This is a genomic window from Methylococcus sp. S1M, from assembly GCF_051295855.1.
GTDB lineage: Bacteria > Pseudomonadota > Gammaproteobacteria > Methylococcales > Methylococcaceae > Methylococcus > Methylococcus capsulatus.
The window spans coordinates 208,007-231,922 of sequence record NZ_JBPDXO010000006.1 but is presented as its reverse complement, the minus strand read 5'-3'; the positions used below and the strand labels follow the sequence as shown (position 1 = coordinate 231,922).

The following is a 23,916-nucleotide window of genomic DNA, read 5'->3' as shown; positions in this document are numbered from 1 at the left end:
GCGGAAGCGCGGAGAGGCATCTGCGCTAGGGGGGCGGCAGATGGGTGAGGAACCATTCCGGCAGCCGGATGAGGCTTGCCACGGCGCCAACGGCCCCGATTATCCAGAGGGTCTGGCGATGGATGGCTTGTGTCGATCGCATCTCCACCCCGTGGATTTCCAGCCGGGTCTTTTCGATCTCGAGACGAAGCGTCGCTTCGACTTCCTCGATCTCCTTCTGCAGCCGCAATCCGGTCTCACGCACCCGACCGGCGGTCGCCACGTCCTTCGACGGGGGATGGCGGTCCTCCAGATGCTCGAAGGCTTCGGCCATCAGTTTGGCGCGTCTTGTCCTCGCCCGCCCCGGTCGGTTGTTCGCAGAGTCCTGGCGCCACGCTCAGGGTCGCGCCTGGGAGTTCGAAAACCGCAGTTTACATGGGGCGGTTCCGGAGCCGGCTGCCGGATACACGAACGGTCGTACGTGTCAGAGAAATTCTTCCAGCGCCAGCAGCATGCGGGCGACGTCGACGATACGCTGGTTCCTGGCCATCGCGGTCTTGCGCAGCGACTGATAGGCCTCGTCTTCACTGAGGCCGCGGTGCTTCATGAGCAGGCCCTTGGCTTTCTCCACCAGCTTGCGGTCGGCGAGCCGGGCGCGGGTGTCTTCGAGTTCGCGTCGCAGCACCTGGAATTCGCTGAAGCGGGCCATGGCGACCTCGACGATGGGCAGTATCCGATCGCGGCTCAGTCCGTCGACGACGTAGGCGCTGACGCCCGCCCGTACCGCCTGGCGGATGTATTCGCTGTCGCGGTTGTTGGAAAACAGCACGATGGGTTTGGGGTTGTCCCGGCTGACCTCGCGCATCTGTTCCAGGGTATCGCGGCCCGGGGCTTCCATGTCGATGATCACCATATCCGGTTTGTATTCGCGCACCGCGACCGCCAGGTTCTCCTCGTTTCGCAGGCGGGCCACGACGCGGTAGCCGGCTTCGGCCAGCGCCTCCTGCAGCACGGCGCCGCGCTCGTCGTCCTCGTCGACCAGCATGATGCGCAGGCTCACGGCGGATTCCCTTCCCTGCGGAGATCGTCGAGCCGCACCCTCAGGCGGTGAAGTCCGAAGCCGGCGAGATAGGCGATGGGATCGGCCGGGTCGAAGGCGATTCCGTCGCAGAACAGGTCCGGTCCCATGACCAGGGACGAGGTGCCGGTATCCAGGGTCCAGGGCGCGGCATGGATGCCCTCGCGCTTGTAATCTCCGGACGGGCAGGGCAGACCCAGGGCCGTCGCGGCCTCCCGGTAGAGGTCGGGGCGATACACCCGTGCCGCAACCGCGTGCAGGTCGAGGGGTTCGGCGATCTGCCCCCAGCGCAGCATCTGGGTCAGAAACCACAGGGCGTGGGAACGCCAGGGGAAGGTCGCGGCATAGCGGTGAAACACGTTGAAGTCGGGGAGGGACACGGCCGGCTCGCCCGCCGCGTATTGAAACGAACCCGTCATCGACATCTGGAGGATCTCCGCCGGCACGCCGACATAGTCGGGATTCGCGAGGAGGGCGGCGGCTTCCGGCCGGTTTTCGGGCCGATCGAGCCATTGCGCGGCTTCCAGCAGGGCCATGAGGACGGCTCGCAAGGTATTGGGATGGTGTTCGGCCCAGTCCTGGTTGACGCCCAGCACTTTTTCGGGACTGTTGTTCCAGATTTCATGACCGGTGATCAGTACACGGCCGATCCCCTGGGCCACGGCATGGGCATTCCAGGGTTCACCCGCGCAGTAGCCGGAAATCTCCCCCGCCGCCAGGCAACGTGGCATCTGCGGCGGCGGAATGACCGTCATGCCGACGTGGCGGTCGGGATCCACCCCGGCGCACGCCAGCCAATGACGCAGCAGGTAGTTGTGCGAGGAGAAGGGGAATACCGTGGCGAACCGCAGGACCTCGCCGTCCCTGTCCAGCAAACGCCGGAGGCAGCGGGCCGAAACCGGCCGCTGGGCAGGCTCGACGCCGGCCACGGCCGTGAGGCGCCGGTACAGGGCGTTGGACACCGTCACGGCGTTCCCGTTCAGATCCAGCGACATCGGCGCAATGGTAGCCTTCCGTACCCCCCCCAGGCCGAGGGTGGTGGCGATCGGCATCGGCGCGAGCATGTGGGCGCCGTCCAGCAGGCCGGTCGCGACCTTGTCGCGGATGGCCGCCCAAGACGGCTGGCGCGACAGTGTGACGTCCAGGCCGTGTCGCCGGAAGTAACCTTTTTCCAGGGCGATGACCAGCGGAGCGCAGTCCGTGAGTGGAATGAAACCCAGTGTCAGCCGGGGTTTCTCGATACCGTTGCCGACGGCGGTTTCCTGGGCGTTGTCCATGTGATTCGATCGAAGCGGTGTCTGCGGATATCCTGCCCGTCAGTGCTGCGCTTCCGCAAGGAGTGCGTGGATTTCCGGCAGGCAGGAACCGCAATTGGTTCCGGCTTTCAAGCTCGTTCCGACCTGTTCAGCGGTGGTCAGGGTCTCTGACGCGATGGTCCGGCGCAGGGTGTTTTCCCCTACGGCGAAACAGGCGCAGACGATCCTGCCCCGATCGTCATCGGCCGAAAGCGGCCGTCCCGCCAGCAGACCGGCGCGCGCCGTCTCGGACAGCGCGTCCTGGCCGAACAGGCTCACGAGCCAGTCGCGCGGCGGCAGTTCATGGCTGGGGCTCACGAACAAGGCGAACTCGATCCGCCCCTGCACGATCCAGGCGCAGCGGTAGCGGCCGGCGCGCGGGTCGGCGAATTCCAGCCAGTCGTCCCAGCCATCGCCTTCCGGGCCGAGCCGTTCCCGCGCCCAGCGCTGCCAGTCTTCCGAGAGGACTTCGCCGGCCAGCTCGTGGCGCCAGCAGTGGCGGGCAGGAATCACCACCCGGTAGGCCGCGTCCGGGAATTCGATCCGCCGCCGGGCGATGGCGAATCCGTACCATCGGGGCCGGTAGGGCACGACCCTCACCGGTGTGTGCTTGAACTCGGGTTCGCCGGAAACGGGGTCGACCGCCGGATTCACCAGGGCGTTGACCAAGCCCTGCCGGCTGTTGCTTTCGCTCCAATGCATGGGGGTGAACACCGTACCCGGCTGCTGGCCGGCGCTGAACCGGACCCGCACCAGGGCGCTGCCATAGCGGCTTTCCAGCCGGGCCAGGGCGCCGTCGGTGAGTTCCAGCCGGCTGCCGTCGATGGGGTGGACCTCGGCGAAAGGCTCGGGCAGGTGTCCGGTGAGGCGCGGGGTCTTGCCGGTCCGGGTCATGGTATGCCATTGGTCGCGAATGCGGCCGGTATTGAGGATCAGGGGATAACCGGTATCGGGTGCATGGGCCGGGGCCTGCGGTCGGACGGCGACGAAGGTGAGCCGGCCGTCGAAGCTGAGCCGCGGCGTGCCTTGCGGATTCCCGGCGTCGACCGGCCACTGGGTCGGCGCCAGCTCGTCGTATGCGGTTTGCAGCCCGGACAGGTCGAAGCGGCGTTTTTCGGCGCCGGCGATCCTGGAGAGAGCGATGTGTTCGGCAAAAATGTCGGCGGCGCTCCGGTAGTCGAATGCGGCGCCGAAACCCATGCGTCTGGCCACCTCGGCGATGATCCACCAGTCCGGCCGCGCCTCGCCGGGGGCATCGAGAAAGGCGCGCTGGCGTGAGATGCGCCGTTCCGAATTGGTGACCGTACCGTCTTTCTCGCCCCAGGCCAGCGCCGGCAGCTGGACATGGGCAAAGCGGGACAGATCGGTGTCGCGTTCGCAGTCGGACACCACGACGAAGGGACAGGCGCTCAAGGCGCGGCGTACGGCATGGACATCTGGAAGGCTGACCGCCGGGTTGGTGGCCATGATCCAGACCGCGCGTATCCTGCCTTCGCCGATGGCCCGGAACAGATCGACGGCCAGGTAGCCGGGCCGGTCGGCGATGCGCGGGGATCGCCAGAATTCCTGTACTTGCCGGCGGTGGCCGGGGTCGTCGAGGTCGAGATGGGCGGCGAGCTGGTTGGCCAGTCCGCCGACCTCGCGGCCGCCCATGGCGTTGGGCTGGCCGGTCAGCGAGAAGGGGCCGGCCCCCGGCTTGCCAATGCGACCGGTGGCGAGATGCACGTTGAGGATGGCGTTGACCTTGTCGGTGCCTTGGGTCGACTGGTTGACGCCCTGCGACCACAGGGTCACCGTCCGTTCGTTCGCAGCGAACAGCCGGTAGAACTGCGCCACCTCGCTCTCCGCAAGCCCGCAGCCGGCGGCGACGGACGGAACGGTGGGCGCGGTTTCCTTCGCCATGTTCAAGGCTGCGGCATAGCCTTCGGTATGCCGTTCGATGAATTCGAAGTCGAGGCAGTCGTTGTGCCGCAGATAGTGCAGCAGCCCGTTGAACAGCAGCACGTCGGTGCCCGGCCGGATGGGGAGGTGGAGGTCGGCCGCTTCCGCGGTCGCCGTCCGGCGCGGGTCGATGCAGACGATGCGGCGTTTCGGGTCGGCGCGCCGCGCCGCCAGGATGCGCTGGAACAACACGGGATGACACCAGGCCGTGTTCGAGCCGACCAGCACCACCAGATCGGCCAGTTCCAGGTCCTCATAGCAGCCCGGCACCAGGTCCTCGCCGAAGGCGCGCTTGTGGCCCGCGACGGTGGAGGACATGCACAGCCGGGAGTTGGTGTCGATGTTGGCCGAGCCGATGAAGCCCTTCATCAGTTTGTTGGCGACGTAGTAGTCTTCGGTCAGCAACTGGCCGGACACGTAGAACGCGACCGAATCGGGGCCGTACCGCTCGAGGGTTTCGCGGAACCGGCCGGCGACCGTGTCCAGGGCTTCGTCCCAGCCCGTCCGGATGCCGCCGATTTCGGGATGGAGCAGGCGGGTGCCGAGCGACAGGGTCTCCCCCAGGGCCGAACCTTTCGAACACAAGCGGCCGAAGTTGGACGGGTGGTCCGGGTCACCCTGGATTTTCACACCCGCATCCGTGACCGTGGCCAGCACGCCGCAGCCTACGCCGCAGTAGGGACAGGTGGTGTGGACGGTCTGCCGGAACTGGGGGCTCATGTCAGGTTCCCACCAGTGAATCCGGGAGGGCGATGGCCACCATGCCATCCTCGAGACGGGTTTCGAAACGGCGGACGCAGCCTTCATCCGGCGCGACCGCCTGGCCGGAATCCAGCTCGATCACCCAGTTGTGCAAGGGGCAGGCGACGCGCGCGCCGTGCACGATGCCCTGGGACAGCGGTCCACCCTTGTGCGGACAGCGGTCGAGCAGGGCGAAGACCCGGTCGTCGAGGGTGCGGAAGACGGCAATGGCGCCTTCCGGCGTCGCGACGACGCGGGCGCCCTGGCGGGGAATCTCTTCCAGGCGGGCGATTGGAGTCCACGGGGTCATGGCGCTTTCCTCAGGCGATGCAGGCATGGTTGTTCCGCTCCCGGAGTGTCAGAGGCTCGAACTCGTGTCTTTCCGCCCCCTGCGCGCGCTCGGCCCAGGGATCGATCTGCGCTTTCCGCTGCGATTCCAGGAAGCGGGCGCGCAGCGCCTTGCGGCCCTCGGCGTCGTCGACGATGCGGCTGTGCACGTACGGCAATCCCACCCTTTCGATCCAGTGTGCGGTGCGTTCCAGGTAGCGGGCTTCTTCCCGGTACAGTTGCAGGTAGGCCGCGGCGTATTCCATGACCTCCTCATCCGTCTGTACCTTGCACAGGAAATCGGTCGCCCGCACTTTCACGCCGCCGTTGCCGCCGACATGCAGTTCCCAGCCGGAGTCGACCGCCACCACTCCGAAATCCTTGATCGTGGCCTCGGCGCAGTTGCGGGGACAGCCGGACACCGCCATCTTGACCTTGGCCGGCGTCCAGGAGCCCCAGGTCATCTTCTCCAGCTCGATGCCCAGGGTGGTCGAATCCTGTGTGCCGAAGCGGCACCATTCCTTGCCGACGCAGGTCTTCACCGTCCGCAGCGACTTGCCGTAGGCATGGCCGGACACCAGGCCATGCTTGCCCAGCTCCGCCCAAATGGCCGGCAGCCGTGCCTTGGGCACACCCAGCAGGTCGATGCGCTGGCCGCCGGTGATCTTGACGCAGGGGACCCGGAATTTCTCGGCCACGTCGGCGATGGCCCGCAGTTCGCGCGGATTGGTCACGCCGCCCCAGATCCGGGGAACCACGGAGTAGGTGCCATCCTTCTGGATGTTGGCATGGACCCGTTCGTTGATGAAGCGGGATTGCGGGTCGTCCCGGTATTCGCCCGGCCATTGGCACAGCAGGTAGTAATTGAGCGCCGGGCGGCAGGTGTGGCAGCCGTCTGGTGTTCGCCAGCCCAGCGCACCCATGAGTTGCGGGATGGTTTTGGGACCGTGGGTACGCACGGCTTCCCGCACCTCCTCGTGGGTGAGATCCGTGCATCTGCACAAGGGCTTTTTGGCGGGACTGACCGAGTAATCGCTGCCCAGGGTGCTCTGCAGGAGCTGTTCGACCAGGCCGGTGCAGGAACCGCAAGAGGCCGAGGCCTTGGTATGGGCGCGCACTTCGTCCAACGTGAACAGTTTCTTCTGGATTATGGCATCGACGATGGTCTTTTTGCAGACCCCGTTGCAGCCGCAGACCTCGGCGTCCTCCGCCAGCCGGGCGGCATGGCTTTCGGCGCCATGGCCGGAATCGCCCACGTGGGCCTGGCCGAACAGGATGTGTTCGCGGAACGCGGAGATGTCGGTACCGTCGCGCATCATCTGGAAATACCAGGCACCGTCCACGGTATCGCCGTACAGCACCGCGCCGGCGACTTTGTTGTCGCGGACCACCAGTTTCTTGTAGACGCCGCGCGAAGGGTCCTGGAACAGCAGTTCCTCGAAACCGGGTCCGCCCTGGTATTCCCCGGCGGAGAAGAGGTCGATGCCGGTCACTTTGAGCTTGGTCGAGGTGACCGATCCTCGATAGCGGGCGATGCCGAATTCGGCCAGATGGTTGGCGCAGACCTTGGCCTGTTCGAACAGCGGCGCGACCAGGCCGAACAGTTCACCGCGGTGCTGCACGCATTCACCGACCGCATAGACCTGGGGATCGAAGGTCTGCATCGTGTCGCTGACCAGGATGCCGCGCTCGCAATGGATGCCGGCGGCTTTGGCCAGTTCTATGTTGGGACGGATGCCCACTGCCATGACCACCAGATCGGCGGGGATTTCCGAGCCGTCCTTGAAGCGGACGGCGCGGACCCGGCCTTCGCCCAGCAAAGCCTCGGTCTGGGCTTCCAGCTTGAAGCTGAGGCCGCTGTTTTCCAGGGCCCGTTGCAGCAGGGCCGCTGCCGGTTTGTCGAGCTGCCGCTCCATCAGGGTGTCGAGCAGGTGCGCCACGGTGACGTTCATGCCGCGCTTCTTGAGGCCGTTGGCGGCTTCCAGTCCCAGCAGCCCGCCGCCGATGACCACGGCGTGGCGGTGCTTTTCCGAGGCTTCCAGCATCCGCTCGACGTCGCGGATGTCGCGGAAGCCGACCACGCCTTCCAGGTCCCTGCCCGGCACCGGCAGGATGAAGGGCGTCGAGCCGGTCGCCAGCAGCAGGCGATCATAGTCCGCTACGGTTCCGTCTTCGGTGCGGACGCGGCGGCGGCCCCGGTCGATGGCGACGACTGTCTTGCCCTTGTGCAAAGTGATGCCGTGTCCGGCATACCAGTCCTCGTCGTTGAGGATGATGTCGTCCAGCTTCTTTTCGCCGGCAAGGACCGGCGAGAGCAGGATGCGGTTGTAGTTGGGATGGGGTTCGGCGCCGAACACCGTGATGTCGTACTTGCCGGGCGCCAGCTTCAGCAGCTCCTCCAGCGTGCGGACGCCGGCCATGCCGTTGCCGACGAGGACGAGTTTGGGCTTGCTCATCGCGAGTCTCCGTTATCGTGAATCAAGGGGTTATTGCGGGATGCCGCTTCCGAAGGCGGGCGGCAGGACAGTGAGAGGCGCAGGCCGGCCATGGCCAGCAGGGCCAGCAGCAGCGCCGCGACGGCCTTCCAGAACTGCAGGGGATTGCGCTCATACAGCGGCAGGGGGCGGCGGGGGGGACGCCTGCCGCCACCTTTTTCCAGACCGGCTTCCAGCTCGTAAGCCAGTTCGACGGCATCGGCCGGGCGCTGCGCCGGATCGGCCGCGATGGCACGGGCCAGCACCGCGTCCAGCCAGGCCGGGAGGTCCGGGCGGTGGGCGGTCAACGGTCTGGGGCTGCCGAAACGGGGTGTGCTGAAGGGTTCGACCTCGCCATAGGGGTAGGCGCCGCCGGCGAACGTCCGGTAGAGGGTCACGCCGAGCGCGAACACGTCGGTGGCGATGCTGCCGCGTTCGCCCTGGAACATTTCCGGCGCCATGTAGCTGGGGGTGCCCGGGATGGGGTCGGCCTGATCCTCGTCCCAGGCCGGCAGCCGGGCGATGCCGAGGTCCAGCAGCTTGAGGCCGCCTTCCGGGTCCAGCAGGACGTTGTCCGGCTTGATGTCGCGGTGGACGATCTGCTGGCGGTGCAGCGCATGCACCGCCTTGCACAGCTTCAAGGCGAGATCGATCCCGGCTTCCAGGCCGATGCGTGGCCGGCGCGCCAGCTCGTGCTCCAGGGAGGCGCCGGGATAGAAAGGCATGACCGAATAGAGCCGGCTCTGGCGTCCGGGAGTCTGCTCGAGGATCTCGCCGACCCAGGGGCTTTTCACCCGGGCGCCGATCCAGGCTTCGCGCACGAAAGCGTCGTAGTATTCCCGTTCGCTGGCGACCCGGGGATGCGGAAACTTCACCACCACCGGCTTGTCCTGGCCCAGAGTGTCGGCAGCGAGGAACAGCGCGCTGTAGCGTCCCGAGGACAGCAGGCGCTCCAGCCTGAAACCGTCCACCTCGTCGCCCACCTCCGGCAGATCCAGCAGCGGCAGGGATTCGATGGCGAGGCGCAGCGACTGCTTCTCCGCGGGCGGGAGGGCGATGACGTCCACCACCAGGGCGGTGATATTGTCCTGGCTGCCCTGCTCGAATGCCAGGCGCGCCAGCGCCTCGGCCGTGGTTTCGGGGGTGGCCCGCTCCTGCAGGATCTCCCTGATCTGTTCCTGTTGGAGGCTGCCGTGCAGGCCGTCGCTGCACAGCAGAAAGCGGTCGTGCGGCTCCAGCGGGTACACGCTGTAATCGATCCGGAGGCCGGGATCGAGTCCGACCGCGCGGTACAGCACATGATCCAGCCCCGGTCCGCTCAGGGTGTGATCCGAGGTCAGCAGCTCGGGTTCGTCGCCGCGCAGGCGGTAAATCCGGGAATCGCCCACATGCACCAGATAGGCGCGGCGGCCGCGGAAGATCAATCCGCTGAAAGTCGTGCCCATGTGTGCCAGCTCGGGATCGAGCCGGCCCATGGCGTGCACCCAGCGGTTGGCCGAGCCCAGGCAACGGTCCAGCAACTGTTGCATGCCCAAGGTTTCGGACAGGCCGTAGTAGGCTTCCATGAAACTGCGCACCGACACTTCCGCGGCGACCCGGCCGCCGCGGGCACCGCCGATGCCGTCGGCCACGGCCGCCACGAAGCCGCGCGCAGCGGCATCCCGCGGCGATGGTTCGGCGATGGCGGCAAAGTCCTGGTTGTCTTCGCGCCGCCCTTGCAGGGTGACGACGGCGGCGCGGAGGACGGGCTGGCCGGAAACGCTCATGGCGCTGTCGGGATCCGGCCCGCGGTCAGACCCGCGCCCCGGAAACCGCGCCCCAGGTCGTGCGCCAGCGTTTCCTCACCAGCATCAGCCCGCCCAGGCCGAGCAGCGGAAGGACGGCGAATACGCTGAATCCGAGTGCGAAGCCGTGCTGTATTTCCCATGACAGGCCGAGGGTTTTCGCCAGGAAGAAGCCGCCCACGCCGCCGGCGCAGCCGACCAGGCCGGTGACCACCCCGATTTCCTTGCGGAAGCGCAGCGGCACCAGTTGGAACACCGAGCCGTTGCCCATTCCCAGCGCCAGGGTACCGGCGAAGAAGACGGCGACCGCTCCCCAGCCTTGTGCCGGCAGTTCCCCCAAGCCCCAGCCGGCCACCTTGGCGGTGCCCAGCGCTTCAGGTGCCGGGCCTTCGGGCATGAACGAGATCGCCAGGTAAGCCAGCGACACCACCACGAACAGGATCTGGAGGGCGCGGATGCCGCCGATGCGGTCGGCGAGATAGCCACCGACCGGACGGAACATCGAGCCGGCGAACACCACGATGGCGACCATCATGCCGGCCGCGATGCCGGAGACGTGATACCAGTGGGTGAAGTACAGCGGCAGGGCGTTGCCGAGACCGACGAAGCCTCCGAAGGTGATGGAGTAGAAGAACATGAACCACCAGGCGTCCGGGTCTTTCATGACCGCGGCATAGTTCGCCAGGGTGACCGGCGTCCGCTTGTCCGGGGCATCCTTCACCAGCACCGCGTAGACGGTCAGGACGATCACCAAGGGAATGAGCAGGAAGCCGAACACCGCCTGCCAGCCGAACTTCTCGGCCAGCCATGGCACGATCATGGAGTCGAGCACCACGCCCATGTTGCCGGCCCCGGCGATGCCCATCACCACCCCCTGGAACTTGGGCGGATACCAGCGGCTGGCCTGCGGCAGGGCCACGGCGAAGCTGGCGCCGGCCACGCCCAGCAGCAGGCCGAGCAGCTCCACTTCCAGCTTGGAGTGCAGACCGAACCCGAACACATAGGCGAGGCCCAGGATCACCAGCAGCTGGGCCAGGATGCCGGTCGGCTTGGGGCCGACATGGTCGGCCATGGAGCCCAGGATGATGCGGAACACCGCGCCGGAGAGGATGGGTATGGCGACGATGGTGAACTTCTCTTCGAGCGGCAGCGTCAGGTCCTTGGTGATATAGAGGGAAAGCGGTCCGAGCATCACCCAGACCATGAAGGACACGTCGAAATAGAGAAAGGCGGAGAGCAGGGTCGGCCAATGTCCGGCCTGCTTGAATTCTTTTAGGTTCATGACGGTTGCTCCGGGTTTTCGGCCTTGCGGTGCCGCATCGGGGTAAGTCTTGACGCAAAAAAAAGCGTCCGGGCTTCGCGGAGGGCATTCCGCAAAAGCCCAAGACGCCTTTGTCCTGGTGCCGCGCCGCCGTTGGCGCAGGTTTCAATACGAGTGAAGCACTACCTGTGCCATACGCAGGTATTTGCGCTTAACGTATTGATAAAATTGAACGAAGAGATCATGGGAAGAGGGATGGCGAGATGTTTTCGAATGATTCGGGCGCCATTGCGGAACACTGTGCCTCGAAATGAGGCAGAGGAAGGACGCTGCGGTCTTGGAGTAAGATCGGCTTTCCGGCTCGTAAGGAGGTTCGAATGAAAAGAATCGTGGCTTTATTGGCGCTCGGCCTGGTTCCGGCTGTTTCACGCGCAGCGCCCAGCCACTGCACCGCCGAGGAGAAAACGGTGTTCTCCTGCAGTGTGGGCGAGAAGACCGTGTCGGTTTGCGCCTCGAAGGAGCTGTCGCCGACGGCGGGTTCCATCCAGTACCGGTTCGGCCCGGAAGGCCATCCGGAAATCAGGCTGCCCGAGCCGGCCGCTCATCCGGCGGCTGCCGCCAAAGGCGCAACCCTGATGTATTCCGGGGGCGGTGGCGCCTTTCTGCGCTTCAGCAAGGGCCAGTACGACTATGTGGTCTATACCGGCAGCGGCAGAGGCTGGAAAAAGGATGGCGTCGTCGTCGACAAGGGCGGCAAGCTCATCGCGAATTTCCGCTGCAAGGGCGCACCCGTTTCCGAACTCGGTCCGGAGTTTTTTCAGGGATCCGGCGTGTCGGAGGATGAACGGGCGTTCGAAATTCCCTGAAGGACTGCCGCGAGACGCCGCTGGTCCGGCCCTTCGCGCTGGGCGTCGGTCGGGTCAGCGGCGTTTTGCCCATTCAGAGGGTGCCGAGAATGGCGCGCTTGACCGAGTCCAGCTCGGCTTCGATGGTGACGGGCTTCTGGGTGCACTGGGCGATGGCGGTATCGGGGTCCTTGAGGCCGTTGCCCGTCAAGGTCAGCACCACGGTGCTGCCTTCGGGGATCTTGCCGCTCCGGATGTCGCGCAGGGCGCCGGCCAGGGAAGTCGCCGAGGCCGGCTCGCAGAAGACGCCTTCGCGTTCGGTCAGCAGCTTCTGGGCGGCCAGGATTTCCTCGTCGCTGCATTCGTCGAACCAGCCGCCGGATTCGCGGCTGACCTGCCAGGCCTGCTCCCAGCTTTGCGGATGGCCGATGCGGATGGCGGTTGCCACCGTCTCCGGATGGTCCACCATGTGGCCGCGCAGGAACGGCGCCGAGCCGCTGGCCTGATAGCCGACCATCTTCGGCCGGCTGGTCGAGACCGGCCCGCCGCTCACGAAGCGGCATTCGCCGTTGCAGAACGCGCAGGCCTCGGTCACGCAGTCGCGCCCGCCGCAGGCGTATTCGCTGTAGCCGATCCAATGCGCCGTGATGTTGCCGGCGTTGCCGACCGGCAGGCAGTGGTAGTCCGGGGCCCGGCCGAGTTCGTCGACGATCTCGAAGGCCGCGGTCTTCTGGCCCTGCAGCCGGTAGGGATTGATCGAGTTGACGATGGTGACGGGCGCTTCCCCGGCCACTTCCTTGACCAGCCGCATGCCGTCGTCGAAATTGCCCTTGATCTGGATCACCACCGAACCGTACATCATGGCCTGGGCCAGCTTGCCCATGGCGATCTTGCCGTCCGGGATCAGTACGAAGGCGGTGATGCCGGCGCGGGCGGCATAGGCGGCGGCGGCGGCGCTGGTGTTGCCGGTGGATGCGCAGATGATGGCGCGGCTGCCTTCCTCGACCGCCCGGGTCACGGCCATGGTCATGCCACGGTCCTTGAACGAGCCGGTCGGGTTGAGCCCCTCGTACTTCACGTAGAGCTCGACGCGCCTGCCCAGCAGGCGGGGGATGTTTTCCAGACGGATCAACGGGGTGTCGCCTTCACCCAGACTGATGATGCGGGTCTCCGCACTGACCGGGAGGCGGTCTCGGTAGCGTTCGATGAGGCCGGTGTAGCGTGTCGTCATGGTCATGGTTTCTCAACGTGAAACAACGCGAAGCGTTTCTTTGTCCCCCTCTCCCGCGAGCGGGTCGGGGTGATCGTCAACCCAGCGTTTCGAGCCGGATGCGTTTGACCGCGCCCTTGATCGTCGGTAGCGCCTCGATTTCCCGCACGGCGGCGTTAAGTTCGCGCTCGGTGACCTTCTGCGTCAGCATGATCACTGGCAGATGGCTCTCGCCCTCCGGCATCTCCTTCTGCAGCACGGCTTCGATGCTGATGTGGTGGGCGGCGAGGATGCGGGTCACGTCGGCCAGCACCCCGGGCTTGTCCTCGGCAGAGAGCCGCAGGTAATAGGCGGTCTCGATCGCTTCGATCGGCAGGATCGGGATCTCGGAGATCGCGGCGGGCTGGAAGGCCAAGTGTGGCACCCGGTTTTCGGGATCGGAGGTCAGGGTGCGGACCACGTCGACGATATCGGCGACCACCGCGGAGGCGGTCGGTTCGGCCCCGGCGCCCGCGCCGTAGTGCAGGGTGGGCCCCACGGCGTCGCCCTTGATCAGTACGGCGTTCATCACACCGTTGACGTTGGCGATCAGCCGGCGCGCCGGAATCAAGGTGGGGTGGACCCGCAGTTCGATGCCCTTGGGGGTGCGGCGGGCGATCCCGAGCAGTTTGATGCGGTAACCCAGTGCCTCGGCGTATTTGACGTCGGCCGCGGTGATGCCGGTGATGCCCTCGATGTAGACCTTGCCGAACTGCAGCGGGATGCCGAAGGCGATCGATGCCAGGATGGTGAGCTTGTGGGCGGCGTCCACCCCCTCGATGTCGAAGGTCGGATCGGCTTCGGCGTAGCCCAGCCGCTGGGCTTCCTGCAGGACGTCGGCGAAGTCGCGGCCCTTTTCCCACATCTCGGTGAGGATGAAGTTGCTGGTGCCGTTGATGATGCCGGCCAGCCATTCGACCTTGTTGCCCGCCAGTCCCTCGCGGATGGTCTTGATGATGGGGATGCCCCCGGCCACGGCGGCTTCGAAGGCGACCATCAGGCCGCGTTCGCGGGCGGCGGCGAAGATTTCGTTGCCGTGCAGGGCGATCAGCATCTTGTTGGCAGTGACGACGTGCTTGCCGTTTGCCAGCGCCTTCATGACCAGATCCCGCGCCGGCGTCTCGCCGCCGATGGTCTCGACCACGATCTGGATGTCGGGGTCGGAGACGATCTCGTAGGGATCGTCGGTCAGGGCGATGCCGGTGGTGTCGCAGATGCGGGAGCGCGTCAGGTCGCGGGTCGAGGCGCGGCAGACCTGGATCTCGCGGCCGGCGCGGCGGGTGATTTCGTCGGCATTGCGCCGCAACACGTTGACCGTGCCGCCGCCGACCGTGCCGAGGCCGAGGATGCCGATTTTTACCGGGTTCAAGCTGCGTTCCTCAAGACTTGGGAAAAGGCAGGGATTATACGGCGTTGTCCTTGCGCATCATATCGCGGACGCCGCGGATGGCCTGGCGGGTGCGGTGCTCGTTTTCGATCAGTCCGAAGCGCACGTGGTCGTCGCCGAATTCGCCGAAGCCGATGCCGGGAGAAACCGCGACATGGGCGTCGAGCAGCATCTTCTTGGCGAATTCCAGCGACCCCAGGCTCTGGTACCGTTCGGGAATCCTGGCCCAGACGAACATGGTCCCCTTGGGTTTCTCTACCGGCCAGCCGATGTCATTGAGGCCCTTGCACAGGACGTCGCGGCGGTTCTGGTACATCAGCCGGATGTTCTCCACACAGTCCTGCGGACCTTCCAGGGCCGTGATCGCGGCCACCTGGATCGGCGTGAAAGTACCGTAGTCCAGGTAGGACTTGATGCGTCCCAAGGCCGAGACCAGCTCGCGGTTGCCGCACATGAAGCCCACCCGCCAGCCGGGCATGTTATAGCTCTTGGACAGCGTGAAGAACTCCACGGCGATGTCCTCCGCACCCGGTACCTGCAGGATCGAAGGGGCGACATAGCCATCGAACACCAGATCGGCATATGCCAGGTCGTGCACCACCCAGATCTTGTACTCGCGGGCGATTTCCACGACCTTCTCGAAAAATTCCAGATCCACGCATTGCGCCGTGGGATTGGCCGGGAAATTCAGGACCAGCATCTTGGGCTTGGGCCAGGAAGTCTTGATCGCCATTTCCAGTTCCGCAAAGAAATCGACGCCCGGCAACAGGGGGACGTGGCGGACGTCGGCGCCGGCCAGGACGAAGCCGTAAGGGTGGATCGGGTAGGCCGGGTTCGGCACCAGTACGGCATCGCCCGGGCCCACTGTGGCGAGCGCCAGATGCGCCAGGCCTTCCTTCGAGCCGATCGTCACGATGGCCTGGGAGTCCGGGTCGAGTTCGACGCCGTAGCGGTTCAGGTACCAGTGGCAGATGGCGCGCCGCAGACGGGGAATGCCTTTGGATACCGAATAACGGTGGTTGGTGCCTTTACGCGAAGATTCGATCAGTTTGTCGACGATGTGCTGCGGCGTGGGCTGGTCCGGATTGCCCATGCCGAAATCGATGACGTCTTTGCCCTGCGCCCGTTCCTTCGCCTTGAGCTCGTTGACGATGTTGAAGACATAGGGGGGCAGGCGTTTGATACGCTGAAATTCTTCCATCCTGGGGCCTGGCTGGGGGTGTGCCTCGAATCGGGACCGGTTGTGGCAAGCCGATCTGGAATCCGGAAAAAACACTCAACGTTACCGATCGGGGCTGCACATGTCAAACGGCCAGCACGGACTGTGCCGGTCGTCGTTCGTGGAGCCAGCGGTCGTAGCTTTTGAGCCGCTCCACCGTGCCGATGTCGAGCCAGAAGCCCGGGTGCAGCTCGCCGCTGACACGGCCGGCGTCCATGGCCTGTCTGAGCAGCGGTGCCAGCGGGGCCCGGCCCGGCGGAAGCGAAGCGAACAGTTCCGTGCGGTACAGACCGATCCCGGCGAACGTCCAGGTGCGGGCGCCGTCGCCAGGAGGTGTCACCTGCTCTTCCGTCAGTACGAAATCGCCTTGCGGATGATGGGGCGGGTTGGGTACCAGCACGAGATGGGCGTCGCCGCTCGGTGCGCGGCGCAGGCGGGCGAAGTCGTAATCCGTGCCGATGTCGCCGTTGACGACGATGAACGGCGCCGGGCCGAGCAGCGCCAGGGCCTGGCGGATGCCACCGGCGGTTTCCAGCGCATGGTCGCCTTCGTCGGAATAGCGGATGCGGGCGCCGAAACGCGCGCCGTCGCCCAACCGCTCGCGGATCTGCCAGCCGAGATGGGCGAGGTTGACGACGATATCCTTGAATCCGGCCCGCACCAGCGCTTCCAAGGTATGTTCGATCAGCGGGCGGCCGCCTGCGGGCAGGAGCGGTTTCGGGGTATGGTCGGTCAAGGGGCGCAGGCGCTCGCCGCGGCCCGCTGCGAGGATCATGGCTTTCATGCGGCGGCCTCGTTCAGGAACGGGCAGACCCGGACGTCGAGAAAACGGCGGAACTCGGCCGTCTCCGGGTATCTGCCGGCGACGTCCAGGACGTAGCGGAGGGTTCGTGGAATGTCCGGCAGGTAGCCGCTCTTGCCGTCGCGCAGATGCAGCCGGGCGAAGATGCCTATGGCCTTGAGATGGCGCTGCAGGCCCATCAAGTCGAACCAGCGCTGGAAGGTTTCGCCGTCGGTCTCGGCGTGTGCTCCGCCCTCGGCGAAGCGTTGCCGGTAGTCGTCCAGCCAGCGTCTGACGCGGGCCTCGGGCCAGGCGATGTAGCAGTCCCGGAGCAGGGACACGAGGTCGTAGGTGACAGGGCCCACGACGGCGTCCTGGAAGTCGAGTACACCGGGATTGCGTTCGCCGGTGACCATGAGGTTGCGGGAATGGAAGTCGCGGTGGACCACGACGGCAGGCTGCTGCAGGGCCGATTCCGTGAGGTTCAGGGAGAGTCGCCGGTACAGCGACTCCTCCGCCGCGTTCAGTTCCAGTCCCAGCAGTCCCGCGAGGAACCATATGGGGAAAAGTTCCAGTTCCCGCTGGAGCAGAGTCTCGTCGTAGGCAGGCAGGCCACAGCCGGCGGCGTCGATTCCGCGTTGCATCCTTACCAGCGCTTCCAGCGCATCGGCGTAGAGGGCTTCGGTGTCCCCCGCTGCCAGCTGCTGCAGGTAGCTGACGTCGCCGAAATCGGACATCAGCAGGAAGCCTCGCGTCTCGTCGACGGCAAAGATGCGGGGAACGTTGACCCCGGCTTTTTCCAGCAGCCCGGCGGCGTGAATGAAAGGACGGAGCTTTTCCCTGCCCGGCGGCGCGTCCATCGCGATGAGACTGGACTCGCCGGTGCTGACCCGGAAATAACGGCGAAAACTGGCGTCTCCCGAGATCGGCCGGACGTCGTCGGGAATACGGCCCAGGACGGTGGGAAGCCAGTGCAGAAGCGTTTCGGAACGGTCGTCGGTGGCAATGCCGGAAGAGTTAATCAAATGTGCAAACCTTGGGTTACAATGATCCGATTTTTCATGGTTCTTAATGATATAGGATTTGCGCGTCGCATGGCTGTCCGTTCCGTCGAGCTGGATACAAGCATTTCCTGGACCATCTCTCCCCCGCTTTTTCCGCATCCATGATCCGGTGGTTCTCCGTCGTCGTTCATGCCTTCTGGTCCGGCTCCGTCACTGGAGTGACGGTTTGATCGTGCGCGGGCCGGGACCGGCTTCCGCCGACATGGAAGGCCCGCCCACTGCCGCCCATGCGGCCGCCCCGCTGCGCACCGCGGTGTTCCTGGCGCTGGCGGCAAGCTGGCAGCAACCGGCCGTCGCGGTGGGCAACTGGAATTGCGCCCGCAGCACCGACGACAAGCAATGGGAGTGCGTAGCCAAGCGAAAGGACGGAGGTGCGGACACACCCGCCGCCCCGGGGCCGAAGGCTCCGCCGACGGCGCTGGGGGAGACCGCTTTGTCGCAGTCCAACCGTGCCGCGCCTTCGACCGCCGTCTCTCCGCCGACCGGGGCGGCGCCGGTGGCCGGAACCGGGCTCAGGCCGCCACCGCCGGTACCTTCCGCCGCGTCGCCATCGCTCTCTACGATGGCGGGCGGTCCCACCGAGGACGAGGAGGACGAGGAAAGCGAGTCGGCGGAGTCCGAAAAGGCGGAATCGACAGCGGCGCCCCAGGTCGCTGAAGGCGGATCCGCCGGTGAGCCGGGTGGGACGCCTCCGGCCAGGGCGCCCCGTCCGGAGACGCCGCTGGCCGCTTCGCGTTTCGTCCCCTCCGGTACCGTGTCGGTGCGTAAGGAGGCCGCCTCGCCCCAGTCCGTCGCCGCTCATGCTCCGGGCGCACCGGCCGGTTGGACCTGCAAACCTCAAAAGGAGAGCAGGAGCTGGGACTGCAACCTGGTGGGACCGGACCCCCGGGGGGTGGCGCGGCCGGTTGGTGCCGCGGGCGAGCCTCCCGAGGACTGGGCTCAGGCGGCGACGATCACGGAATACGACGAACAACGCTTCGACCGCCTGCTCGGTATGATGCCGAGCAACCCGTGGGCGGGAACCTGCGCCCGCGGAAAACGCGAATCCGATGCCGCCAAGGATTTCCTTCTCACCTCGAAAGACCGGCTCGCCCGTAAACGGGCACCGGTGGAAGTCCATGGCAATTACGGCGAAATGGACGACCAGGAGGTTGCGACCTTCACGGGCGACGCTGAGGTGACACGTTACGACCAGCATGTCAAGGGCGATTTCCTGAGTCTCAACACCGAGGCCGACACCGTGAACGCCCGCGGCAGTGTGTTCTACCGTGAAAAAGGACTGGCCTTTGCGAGCGACACTGCCTTCATGCGGATGGAAGAAGACAAGGGCGTGCTGCGCAACAGTCAGTTCATCGTCGAGACCATGCCTTCGCGCGGCGTCGCCCGGGTTGCGCACATGGACAGCGATACCCATTCGCACTATGAGACCGCCACCTATACCACCTGCCCGCCGGGCAATACGGACTGGATGCTGCACGCCGACGAAGTCACGATCGACAAGGAGACAGGGCGGGGGGATGCCAGCCATGCCTGGATGGAGTTCAAGGGGGTGCCGATATTCTATACCCCTTACATGGATTTCCCGGTGGACGACCGTCGGCAATCGGGATTTCTGTCACCGACCTTCGGCCAGTCGAAGGTCAACGGTTTCAACCTCTCGGTCCCATACTATTTCAATCTCGCGCCCGATTACGATCTGACGCTGCAGGCGCGGGAGATGACCAGTCGCGGGCCGCTGTTCGGCGGGGACTTCCGCTGGCTGACGGAGCACCAGCGCATCCGTCTGTTGGGGGAAGTCATCCCGGAAGACAGTCAGACGAAAACGACCCGCGGCCAGGCCGGCTTCGATGCCATGGGGCGGTGGACCGACAGTCTCTTCACCCTGGTCGATTTGAACTATGTTTCCGACAGCAAGTATCTGAACCAGCTGAACAATACGCTGGGGCTGGTCTCTAATACCTTCGTCCAGAGTCAAGCGTATGCCGATTACACGTATTCGAACGGGTCGGTCCGGCTGCTGGGCGACTATTACCAGAACATCGATCCCTCGATTCCTACCGAACAGACCCCGTATTACCGTCTGCCGAGCCTTCGGGGAAATTACAACGAGCAGATCGGCGATTCCGGGTTCCGATTCCAGGCCAATGCAGAGGTCGTGAATTTCGGTCATGGCGGCAACAACGTCAAAGGTCAGCGCCTGAACATCCGTCCGCAAATCTCCTATCCCATCCAGTCCCCGGGCAGTTTCCTCGTTCCCAGCGTCGCTTTGCAGAACACGACCTATATGCTGCAGAACCAGGCGGCGGGGACTGGCAGCAGCCTGAATCGCGTCGCTCCCATCTTCTCGGTGGACAGCGGTCTGGTTTTCGACCGGGATTTCGAGCTGGGATCCGCCTCGTTGCGGCAGACGCTCGAACCCCGCGTGTTCTACACCTATGTGCCGAAGATCAACCAGAACGACTATCCGATCTTCGACAGTAATTACTACGACTTCACGTATTACCAGCTGTTCCGTACCAACCGTTTCGCAGGCGCCGACCGCCTGGCGGACATGAATCAGGTGACACTCGGTCTGACTTCCCGTTTCATCGACCGCGACACCGGCTGGGAGCGCCTGACGGCGAGTCTGGGCAAGGTATTTTTCATCACCGACCCTTCGGTGACGCTGGTCAATCCTTACGGTGCCAACCCGCTGGGAGTGGTGTTGGGGCCGGATCAGGGACAGTTCGTCTACGGAAACTACAACAAGAGTTACGCCAACGTCATCGGGAAAGTCGATACCCGGCTGACGGAGGCCTTCTTCCTCGGCGGGGAGGCCCAGCTCTCGCCTTATACCGGCCGCTTCGAGCGCGGTTCGGTCGGCTTGCAATACAACGACCGGCAGAACAACCTGATGAATCTGAGCTACCGTTACCGTGAGCCGCTTCCCAACCAGCCGGCCATCGAACAGGCAGCCACGATAGGTCAGAACACGACGGCCCTCAACAATACGGACATATCCTTCCGTATCCCCTTCTTGAAGGACTGGCATGTGATCGGCCGCTGGCAGTATTCGCTGCTCTACAATCGGACGCTCGAGAGTCTGGTCGGGCTCGAACATGAAACCTGTTGCTGGCGCTTTACGGTGCTGGGCCGTGAATATCTCAACGGCGTCAATCAATCCAACGCTCCCACGACCAATACCGCGATTTTCGTCCAGATGGAACTCAAGGGTTTGACCCGCCTGGGTGATCAGGTCGACCGCTTCCTGTATCGCGCCATCAACGGTTACCGGATGCCGAATGAAGATTTCTAGTTTCAGAAAAGGGCGGTGGCTGGGCGCCCTCGCCCTGTTTGCCGTGGTTTGCTGGTCGATGGCGGATGCCGCCGTCGACCGTATCGTGGCCGTGGTGGACGACGGTGTCATCCTGGAGAGCGAGCTGGTCCGCAAGGTCGACGAGATCAAACGCAGTCTCCGCGCCAGCCGCGCTTCCCTGCCGCCGGATTCGGTCCTGGTCCGGCAGGTGCTCGAGCGCATGATCGTCGACAAGATCCAGATCCAGATGGCCGAAAAGATGGGTATCCAGGTGGACGACGATACCTTGCGCATGGCGGTGAGCCAGATCGCCCAGCGCAACAACCTCACGCCCGATCAGTTCCGCCGTTCCCTCGCCCGGGAGGGCATCGATTACGGCGACTTCCTGGATCAGGTGCGGAGCGAAATCGCCATGGGCCGGCTCCGCGCCAGCCAGATCAACAACCAGATCAAGATCAGCGACCGGGAGGTCGAGCATTACCTGGAGGCTCAGGGCGGTTCGGGGGCGGTTGCGGACCGCGAATATCGGCTGGGCCACATTCTCATCGCCACCCCGCGCGAAGCGTCACCGGACGAGGTCAAGAAAGCCAGGGAGCGGGCCGACAGGGTCGTCAAGGAATTGAAGGCCGGCCTCGATTTCAAGGATGCTTCGATCCGCTACTCGGACGATCCGCAGGCGCTGGAAGGCGGCGATCTCGGCTGGCGCAAGCTCAGCGAGATTCCCAGCCATATCGCCGAGGTGGTGGGCGGCATGAAGGACGGTGAGGTGAGCGATCCCATCCGCAGTCCCGGTGGTTACCACATCGTCAAGATGTTGGCGATGCGGGGCGTGGGCGAGGCCAAGCTGACCAAGACCCACGTCCGGCACATCCTGATCAGGCCGAACGAAGTGCTGTCGGACGAGGATGCCAAGAACAAACTGCTGGCCCTGAAGACCCGGATCGAGAACGGTGACGACTTCGCGGAGCTGGCGCGCGGCCACTCCGACGACAAGGGCTCGGCGATCAAGGGCGGCGATCTGGGGTGGGTCAAGCCGGGCGCCCTGGTGCCGCCGTTCGAGGAGGCGATGAACGCGCTGGACGAAAACCAGCTCAGTGATCCTGTCCAGACCCAGTTCGGCTGGCATCTGATCCAGGTGCTTGAGCGGCAGGAGTCGAGCGACACCAATGAGGTGCTGAAAAACCGGGCGCGCGATGAGCTGTTCAAGCGCAAGGTGGATGAGGAAACGGAACTGTGGCTGCGGAAGATCCGCGACGAGGCCTATGTCGAAATCCGCCTCGACGAGACGCCGGCATCCCCGGGCGAAGACGCGCCCGCCGGTGAAGATTCGCCCGAAACCTTCATGCGTTGAAACGGCGTTTTTCATGCCTCCCCGTTTGCTACTGACCAGCGGAGAGCCGGCCGGTATCGGTCCGGACCTGTGCGTGCTGCTGAGCCGGCGTCCGTTCCCCTGCGGCATCACTGTGCTGGGTGATCCCGATCTGTTGGAAAGCCGGGCGCGCCTGCTCGGCGTCCCCATCGAACTGCGCCGGGTCGTCTCCGGCGATGTCGTGCCGCCGCATGAACCGGGCGTGCTGCACGTCCTGCCGACCCGCCGGCGGCCGGGCACCGCACCCGGAAAGCTCGATCCGGCCAATGCCGCCTACGTGCTCGAAACCATCGCCGACGGGACGCGAGCCTGTCTGGCGGGGCATTACGATGCGCTGGTGACGGCCCCGGTGCAGAAGTCGGTCATCAATGAGGCCGGCATTGCCTTCACCGGTCACACCGAATTCATTGCCGGGATCACCGGCGGCAGCCCGGTGATGATGCTGGCGGCCGAAGGTTTTCGGGTGGCACTGGCCACCACCCATCTGCCTTTGGCCGAGGTGAGCCGGGCCATCACCGTCGAGCGTCTGACGGGGGTGCTGGGGGTCCTCCACGAGGATCTGGTCCGCCGTTTCGGTTTTTCGAGGCCGCGCATCCTGGTCTGTGGGCTCAACCCGCATGCGGGCGAGGGTGGACATCTGGGAGGCGAGGAGATCACCGTGATCGAGCCGGTGCTCGCGCGGCTGCGGCAGGACGGGATGGACCTGACTGGGCCGTTGCCGGCCGACACCCTGTTTCTGCCTCACAATCTCGATCGCGCCGACGCGGTGCTGGCGATGTATCACGACCAGGGGCTGCCGGTGCTCAAATATGCGGGATTCAGCCGGGCTGTGAACATCACCCTGGGGCTCCCCATTATCCGCACCTCGGTGGACCATGGCACGGCGCTGGACCGGGCCGGTACCGGCCAGATCGACACCGGCAGCCTGGAGGAGGCCGTCCGGGTCGCGATGGAAATGGCGACGGGCCGCCCGACGGAGCCGCCGTGAGACACGTCCCGCGCAAGCGTTTCGGCCAGAATTTCCTGCGTGATCCCGGCGTCATCCAGGAGATCGTCGCGGCCGTCGGCCCCGCCCCGTCGGACCGGCTGGTGGAGATCGGCCCTGGCGAAGGGGTGCTGACCCGCGAACTGCTGCAGTCCGGTGCCTGCCTGGAGGCGATCGAGCTGGACCGCGATCTGGTCGCGGCACTGAAACGGCGGTTTGCCGGTGTCGGACGGCTGCGGATTCACGAGGGCGATGCCATGAAGTTCGATCTTCGGACCATCGCCACCGGGGCGAGACTCCGGGTCGTGGGCAATCTGCCCTACAACATCTCCACCCCGCTGCTGTTCCATTTGTTCGACCAGATCGACGTGATCGAAGACATGCACTTCATGCTGCAGAAAGAAGTGGTCGACCGCCTGTGCGCGGGGGCGGGTGACGACCATTACGGGCGGTTGAGCGTCATGGCCGCGCTCTATTGCCAGGCGCAGCATTTGTTCGATGTGGGGCCCGAGTGCTTTCACCCCCAGCCCAAGGTGGTATCGGCGGTGGTGCGGCTGGTGCCGCATGCGGTTCCGCCGGATGCCGGAATGGTGAAGCGGGTGTCTGCGGTGGTCGTGGCGGCGTTCGGTCAGCGCCGGAAGACGCTGCGGAATGCGCTCAAGGGATTACTGGATGAAACCGCGATGGTCCGTGCCGGAATCGATCCCGGCGCACGTGCCGAGGAGTTGTCGTTGGCCGATTATGTCGGCCTGAGCCGGCAGCTGAATCCGTAAGGGCGCGACCCATCCGCTCGCATTCCCTGCGGGCATGACAAAACCCCGGAAGCGGATGCCGCCGGGGTT

At 65.3% G+C, this 23,916-nt stretch carries 18 protein-coding genes; 5 read left to right on the top strand and 13 right to left on the bottom strand.

Annotated elements, in window-relative coordinates:
- Nucleotides 1–25 precede the first annotated feature (25 nt).
- The 8 genes from ACSHWJ_RS12305 to ACSHWJ_RS12270 form a co-directional block, all read right to left on the bottom strand.
- On the bottom strand, nucleotides 26–313 hold the full coding sequence (locus tag ACSHWJ_RS12305) for a hypothetical protein (RefSeq protein WP_432539814.1): 288 nt from the start codon (nucleotides 311–313) through the stop codon (nucleotides 26–28).
- A gap of 150 nt (nucleotides 314–463) precedes the next feature.
- On the bottom strand, nucleotides 464–1,039 hold the full coding sequence (locus ACSHWJ_RS12300) for an ANTAR domain-containing response regulator (protein ID WP_010959933.1): 576 nt from the start codon (nucleotides 1,037–1,039) through the stop codon (nucleotides 464–466).
- Complete coding sequence (locus ACSHWJ_RS12295; protein WP_218797332.1) at nucleotides 1,036–2,334, bottom strand: CmpA/NrtA family ABC transporter substrate-binding protein; 1,299 nt, start codon at nucleotides 2,332–2,334, stop codon at nucleotides 1,036–1,038. The genes ACSHWJ_RS12300 and ACSHWJ_RS12295 overlap by 4 nt, the downstream gene beginning before the upstream one ends.
- Nucleotides 2,335–2,373: 39 nt before the next feature.
- Entirely contained in the window at nucleotides 2,374–5,013 is a 2,640-nt protein-coding gene (locus tag ACSHWJ_RS12290) for a nitrate reductase (RefSeq protein ID WP_432539815.1), read from the bottom strand.
- A gap of 1 nt (nucleotide 5,014) precedes the next feature.
- Nucleotides 5,015–5,344 (bottom strand): nitrite reductase small subunit NirD, encoded by a 330-nt coding sequence (nirD, locus tag ACSHWJ_RS12285; RefSeq protein WP_041361432.1) that lies wholly within the window; start codon nucleotides 5,342–5,344, stop codon nucleotides 5,015–5,017.
- Between the two features lie 10 nt (nucleotides 5,345–5,354).
- Nucleotides 5,355–7,817: a nitrite reductase large subunit NirB gene (nirB, locus tag ACSHWJ_RS12280; protein ID WP_010959937.1), complete on the bottom strand. Its 2,463-nt coding sequence runs from the start codon at nucleotides 7,815–7,817 to the stop codon at nucleotides 5,355–5,357.
- Nucleotides 7,814–9,601: a bifunctional protein-serine/threonine kinase/phosphatase gene (locus ACSHWJ_RS12275; protein WP_010959938.1), complete on the bottom strand. Its 1,788-nt coding sequence runs from the start codon at nucleotides 9,599–9,601 to the stop codon at nucleotides 7,814–7,816. Before ACSHWJ_RS12275 ends, nirB begins: the two co-directional genes overlap by 4 nt.
- Nucleotides 9,602–9,626: 25 nt before the next feature.
- Nucleotides 9,627–10,901, bottom strand: coding sequence for an MFS transporter (locus ACSHWJ_RS12270; protein WP_017365012.1), 1,275 nt, complete (start codon nucleotides 10,899–10,901; stop codon nucleotides 9,627–9,629).
- Nucleotides 10,902–11,257: 356 nt separating this feature from the next.
- On the opposite strand from ACSHWJ_RS12270, the gene ACSHWJ_RS12265 reads away from it, so the two are divergent.
- The gene (locus tag ACSHWJ_RS12265) at nucleotides 11,258–11,746 is read left to right on the top strand and encodes a hypothetical protein (protein ID WP_017365013.1); all 489 of its coding nucleotides are present in this window, start codon (nucleotides 11,258–11,260) and stop codon (nucleotides 11,744–11,746) included.
- Nucleotides 11,747–11,819: 73 nt separating this feature from the next.
- On the opposite strand, the gene thrC is transcribed toward ACSHWJ_RS12265, so the two are convergent.
- The 5 genes from thrC to ACSHWJ_RS12240 form a co-directional block, all read right to left on the bottom strand.
- Nucleotides 11,820–12,962 carry a threonine synthase gene (gene thrC / locus ACSHWJ_RS12260; RefSeq protein WP_432539816.1) on the bottom strand — a complete coding sequence of 381 codons (1,143 nt, stop codon included), beginning with the start codon at nucleotides 12,960–12,962 and terminating at the stop codon, nucleotides 11,820–11,822.
- 70 nt (nucleotides 12,963–13,032) lie between these two features.
- Entirely contained in the window at nucleotides 13,033–14,343 is a 1,311-nt protein-coding gene (locus ACSHWJ_RS12255; RefSeq protein ID WP_010959942.1) for a homoserine dehydrogenase, read from the bottom strand.
- A gap of 34 nt (nucleotides 14,344–14,377) precedes the next feature.
- A complete protein-coding gene (gene alaC, locus ACSHWJ_RS12250; protein WP_010959943.1) occupies nucleotides 14,378–15,562 on the bottom strand; it encodes an alanine transaminase in 1,185 nt (394 codons plus the stop codon).
- A gap of 103 nt (nucleotides 15,563–15,665) precedes the next feature.
- Nucleotides 15,666–16,364: an N-acetylmuramate alpha-1-phosphate uridylyltransferase MurU gene (gene murU, locus ACSHWJ_RS12245; protein WP_218797337.1), complete on the bottom strand. Its 699-nt coding sequence runs from the start codon at nucleotides 16,362–16,364 to the stop codon at nucleotides 15,666–15,668.
- Entirely contained in the window at nucleotides 16,361–17,386 is a 1,026-nt protein-coding gene (locus ACSHWJ_RS12240) for an aminoglycoside phosphotransferase family protein (protein WP_218797338.1), read from the bottom strand. Before ACSHWJ_RS12240 ends, murU begins: the two co-directional genes overlap by 4 nt.
- Before the next feature lie 211 nt (nucleotides 17,387–17,597).
- Between ACSHWJ_RS12240 and lptD the strand changes: the two genes are divergently transcribed.
- From lptD to rsmA, 4 genes are read left to right on the top strand one after another with little or no spacing between them, the layout of a single operon-like run.
- Complete coding sequence (gene lptD / locus ACSHWJ_RS12235) at nucleotides 17,598–20,720, top strand: LPS assembly protein LptD (RefSeq protein ID WP_256996579.1); 3,123 nt, start codon at nucleotides 17,598–17,600, stop codon at nucleotides 20,718–20,720.
- Nucleotides 20,707–22,071 (top strand): peptidylprolyl isomerase, encoded by a 1,365-nt coding sequence (locus tag ACSHWJ_RS12230; RefSeq protein WP_010959947.1) that lies wholly within the window; start codon nucleotides 20,707–20,709, stop codon nucleotides 22,069–22,071. The genes lptD and ACSHWJ_RS12230 overlap by 14 nt, the downstream gene beginning before the upstream one ends.
- A 13-nt stretch (nucleotides 22,072–22,084) precedes the next feature.
- Entirely contained in the window at nucleotides 22,085–23,077 is a 993-nt protein-coding gene (gene pdxA, locus ACSHWJ_RS12225; protein ID WP_218797340.1) for a 4-hydroxythreonine-4-phosphate dehydrogenase PdxA, read from the top strand.
- Nucleotides 23,074–23,847, top strand: a complete 774-nt coding sequence (gene rsmA, locus ACSHWJ_RS12220) for a 16S rRNA (adenine(1518)-N(6)/adenine(1519)-N(6))-dimethyltransferase RsmA (protein ID WP_218797341.1) — start codon at nucleotides 23,074–23,076, stop codon at nucleotides 23,845–23,847. The genes pdxA and rsmA overlap by 4 nt, the downstream gene beginning before the upstream one ends.
- Nucleotides 23,848–23,916 lie beyond the last annotated feature (69 nt).

Coding starts and splice junctions, on each gene's coding strand:
- ACSHWJ_RS12270 (WP_017365012.1), bottom strand. CDS start 10,901: ATGAACCTAAAAGAATTCAAGCAGGCCGGACATTGGCCGACCCTGCTC.
- thrC (WP_432539816.1), bottom strand. CDS start 12,962: ATGACCATGACGACACGCTACACCGGCCTCATCGAACGCTACCGAGAC.
- murU (WP_218797337.1), bottom strand. CDS start 16,364: ATGAAAGCCATGATCCTCGCAGCGGGCCGCGGCGAGCGCCTGCGCCCC.
- ACSHWJ_RS12290 (WP_432539815.1), bottom strand. CDS start 5,013: ATGAGCCCCCAGTTCCGGCAGACCGTCCACACCACCTGTCCCTACTGC.
- ACSHWJ_RS12295 (WP_218797332.1), bottom strand. CDS start 2,334: ATGGACAACGCCCAGGAAACCGCCGTCGGCAACGGTATCGAGAAACCC.
- nirB (WP_010959937.1), bottom strand. CDS start 7,817: ATGAGCAAGCCCAAACTCGTCCTCGTCGGCAACGGCATGGCCGGCGTC.
- ACSHWJ_RS12275 (WP_010959938.1), bottom strand. CDS start 9,601: ATGAGCGTTTCCGGCCAGCCCGTCCTCCGCGCCGCCGTCGTCACCCTG.
- ACSHWJ_RS12265 (WP_017365013.1), top strand. CDS start 11,258: ATGAAAAGAATCGTGGCTTTATTGGCGCTCGGCCTGGTTCCGGCTGTT.
- pdxA (WP_218797340.1), top strand. CDS start 22,085: ATGCCTCCCCGTTTGCTACTGACCAGCGGAGAGCCGGCCGGTATCGGT.
- alaC (WP_010959943.1), bottom strand. CDS start 15,562: ATGGAAGAATTTCAGCGTATCAAACGCCTGCCCCCCTATGTCTTCAAC.
- nirD (WP_041361432.1), bottom strand. CDS start 5,344: ATGACCCCGTGGACTCCAATCGCCCGCCTGGAAGAGATTCCCCGCCAG.
- ACSHWJ_RS12305 (WP_432539814.1), bottom strand. CDS start 313: ATGGCCGAAGCCTTCGAGCATCTGGAGGACCGCCATCCCCCGTCGAAG.
- ACSHWJ_RS12230 (WP_010959947.1), top strand. CDS start 20,707: ATGAAGATTTCTAGTTTCAGAAAAGGGCGGTGGCTGGGCGCCCTCGCC.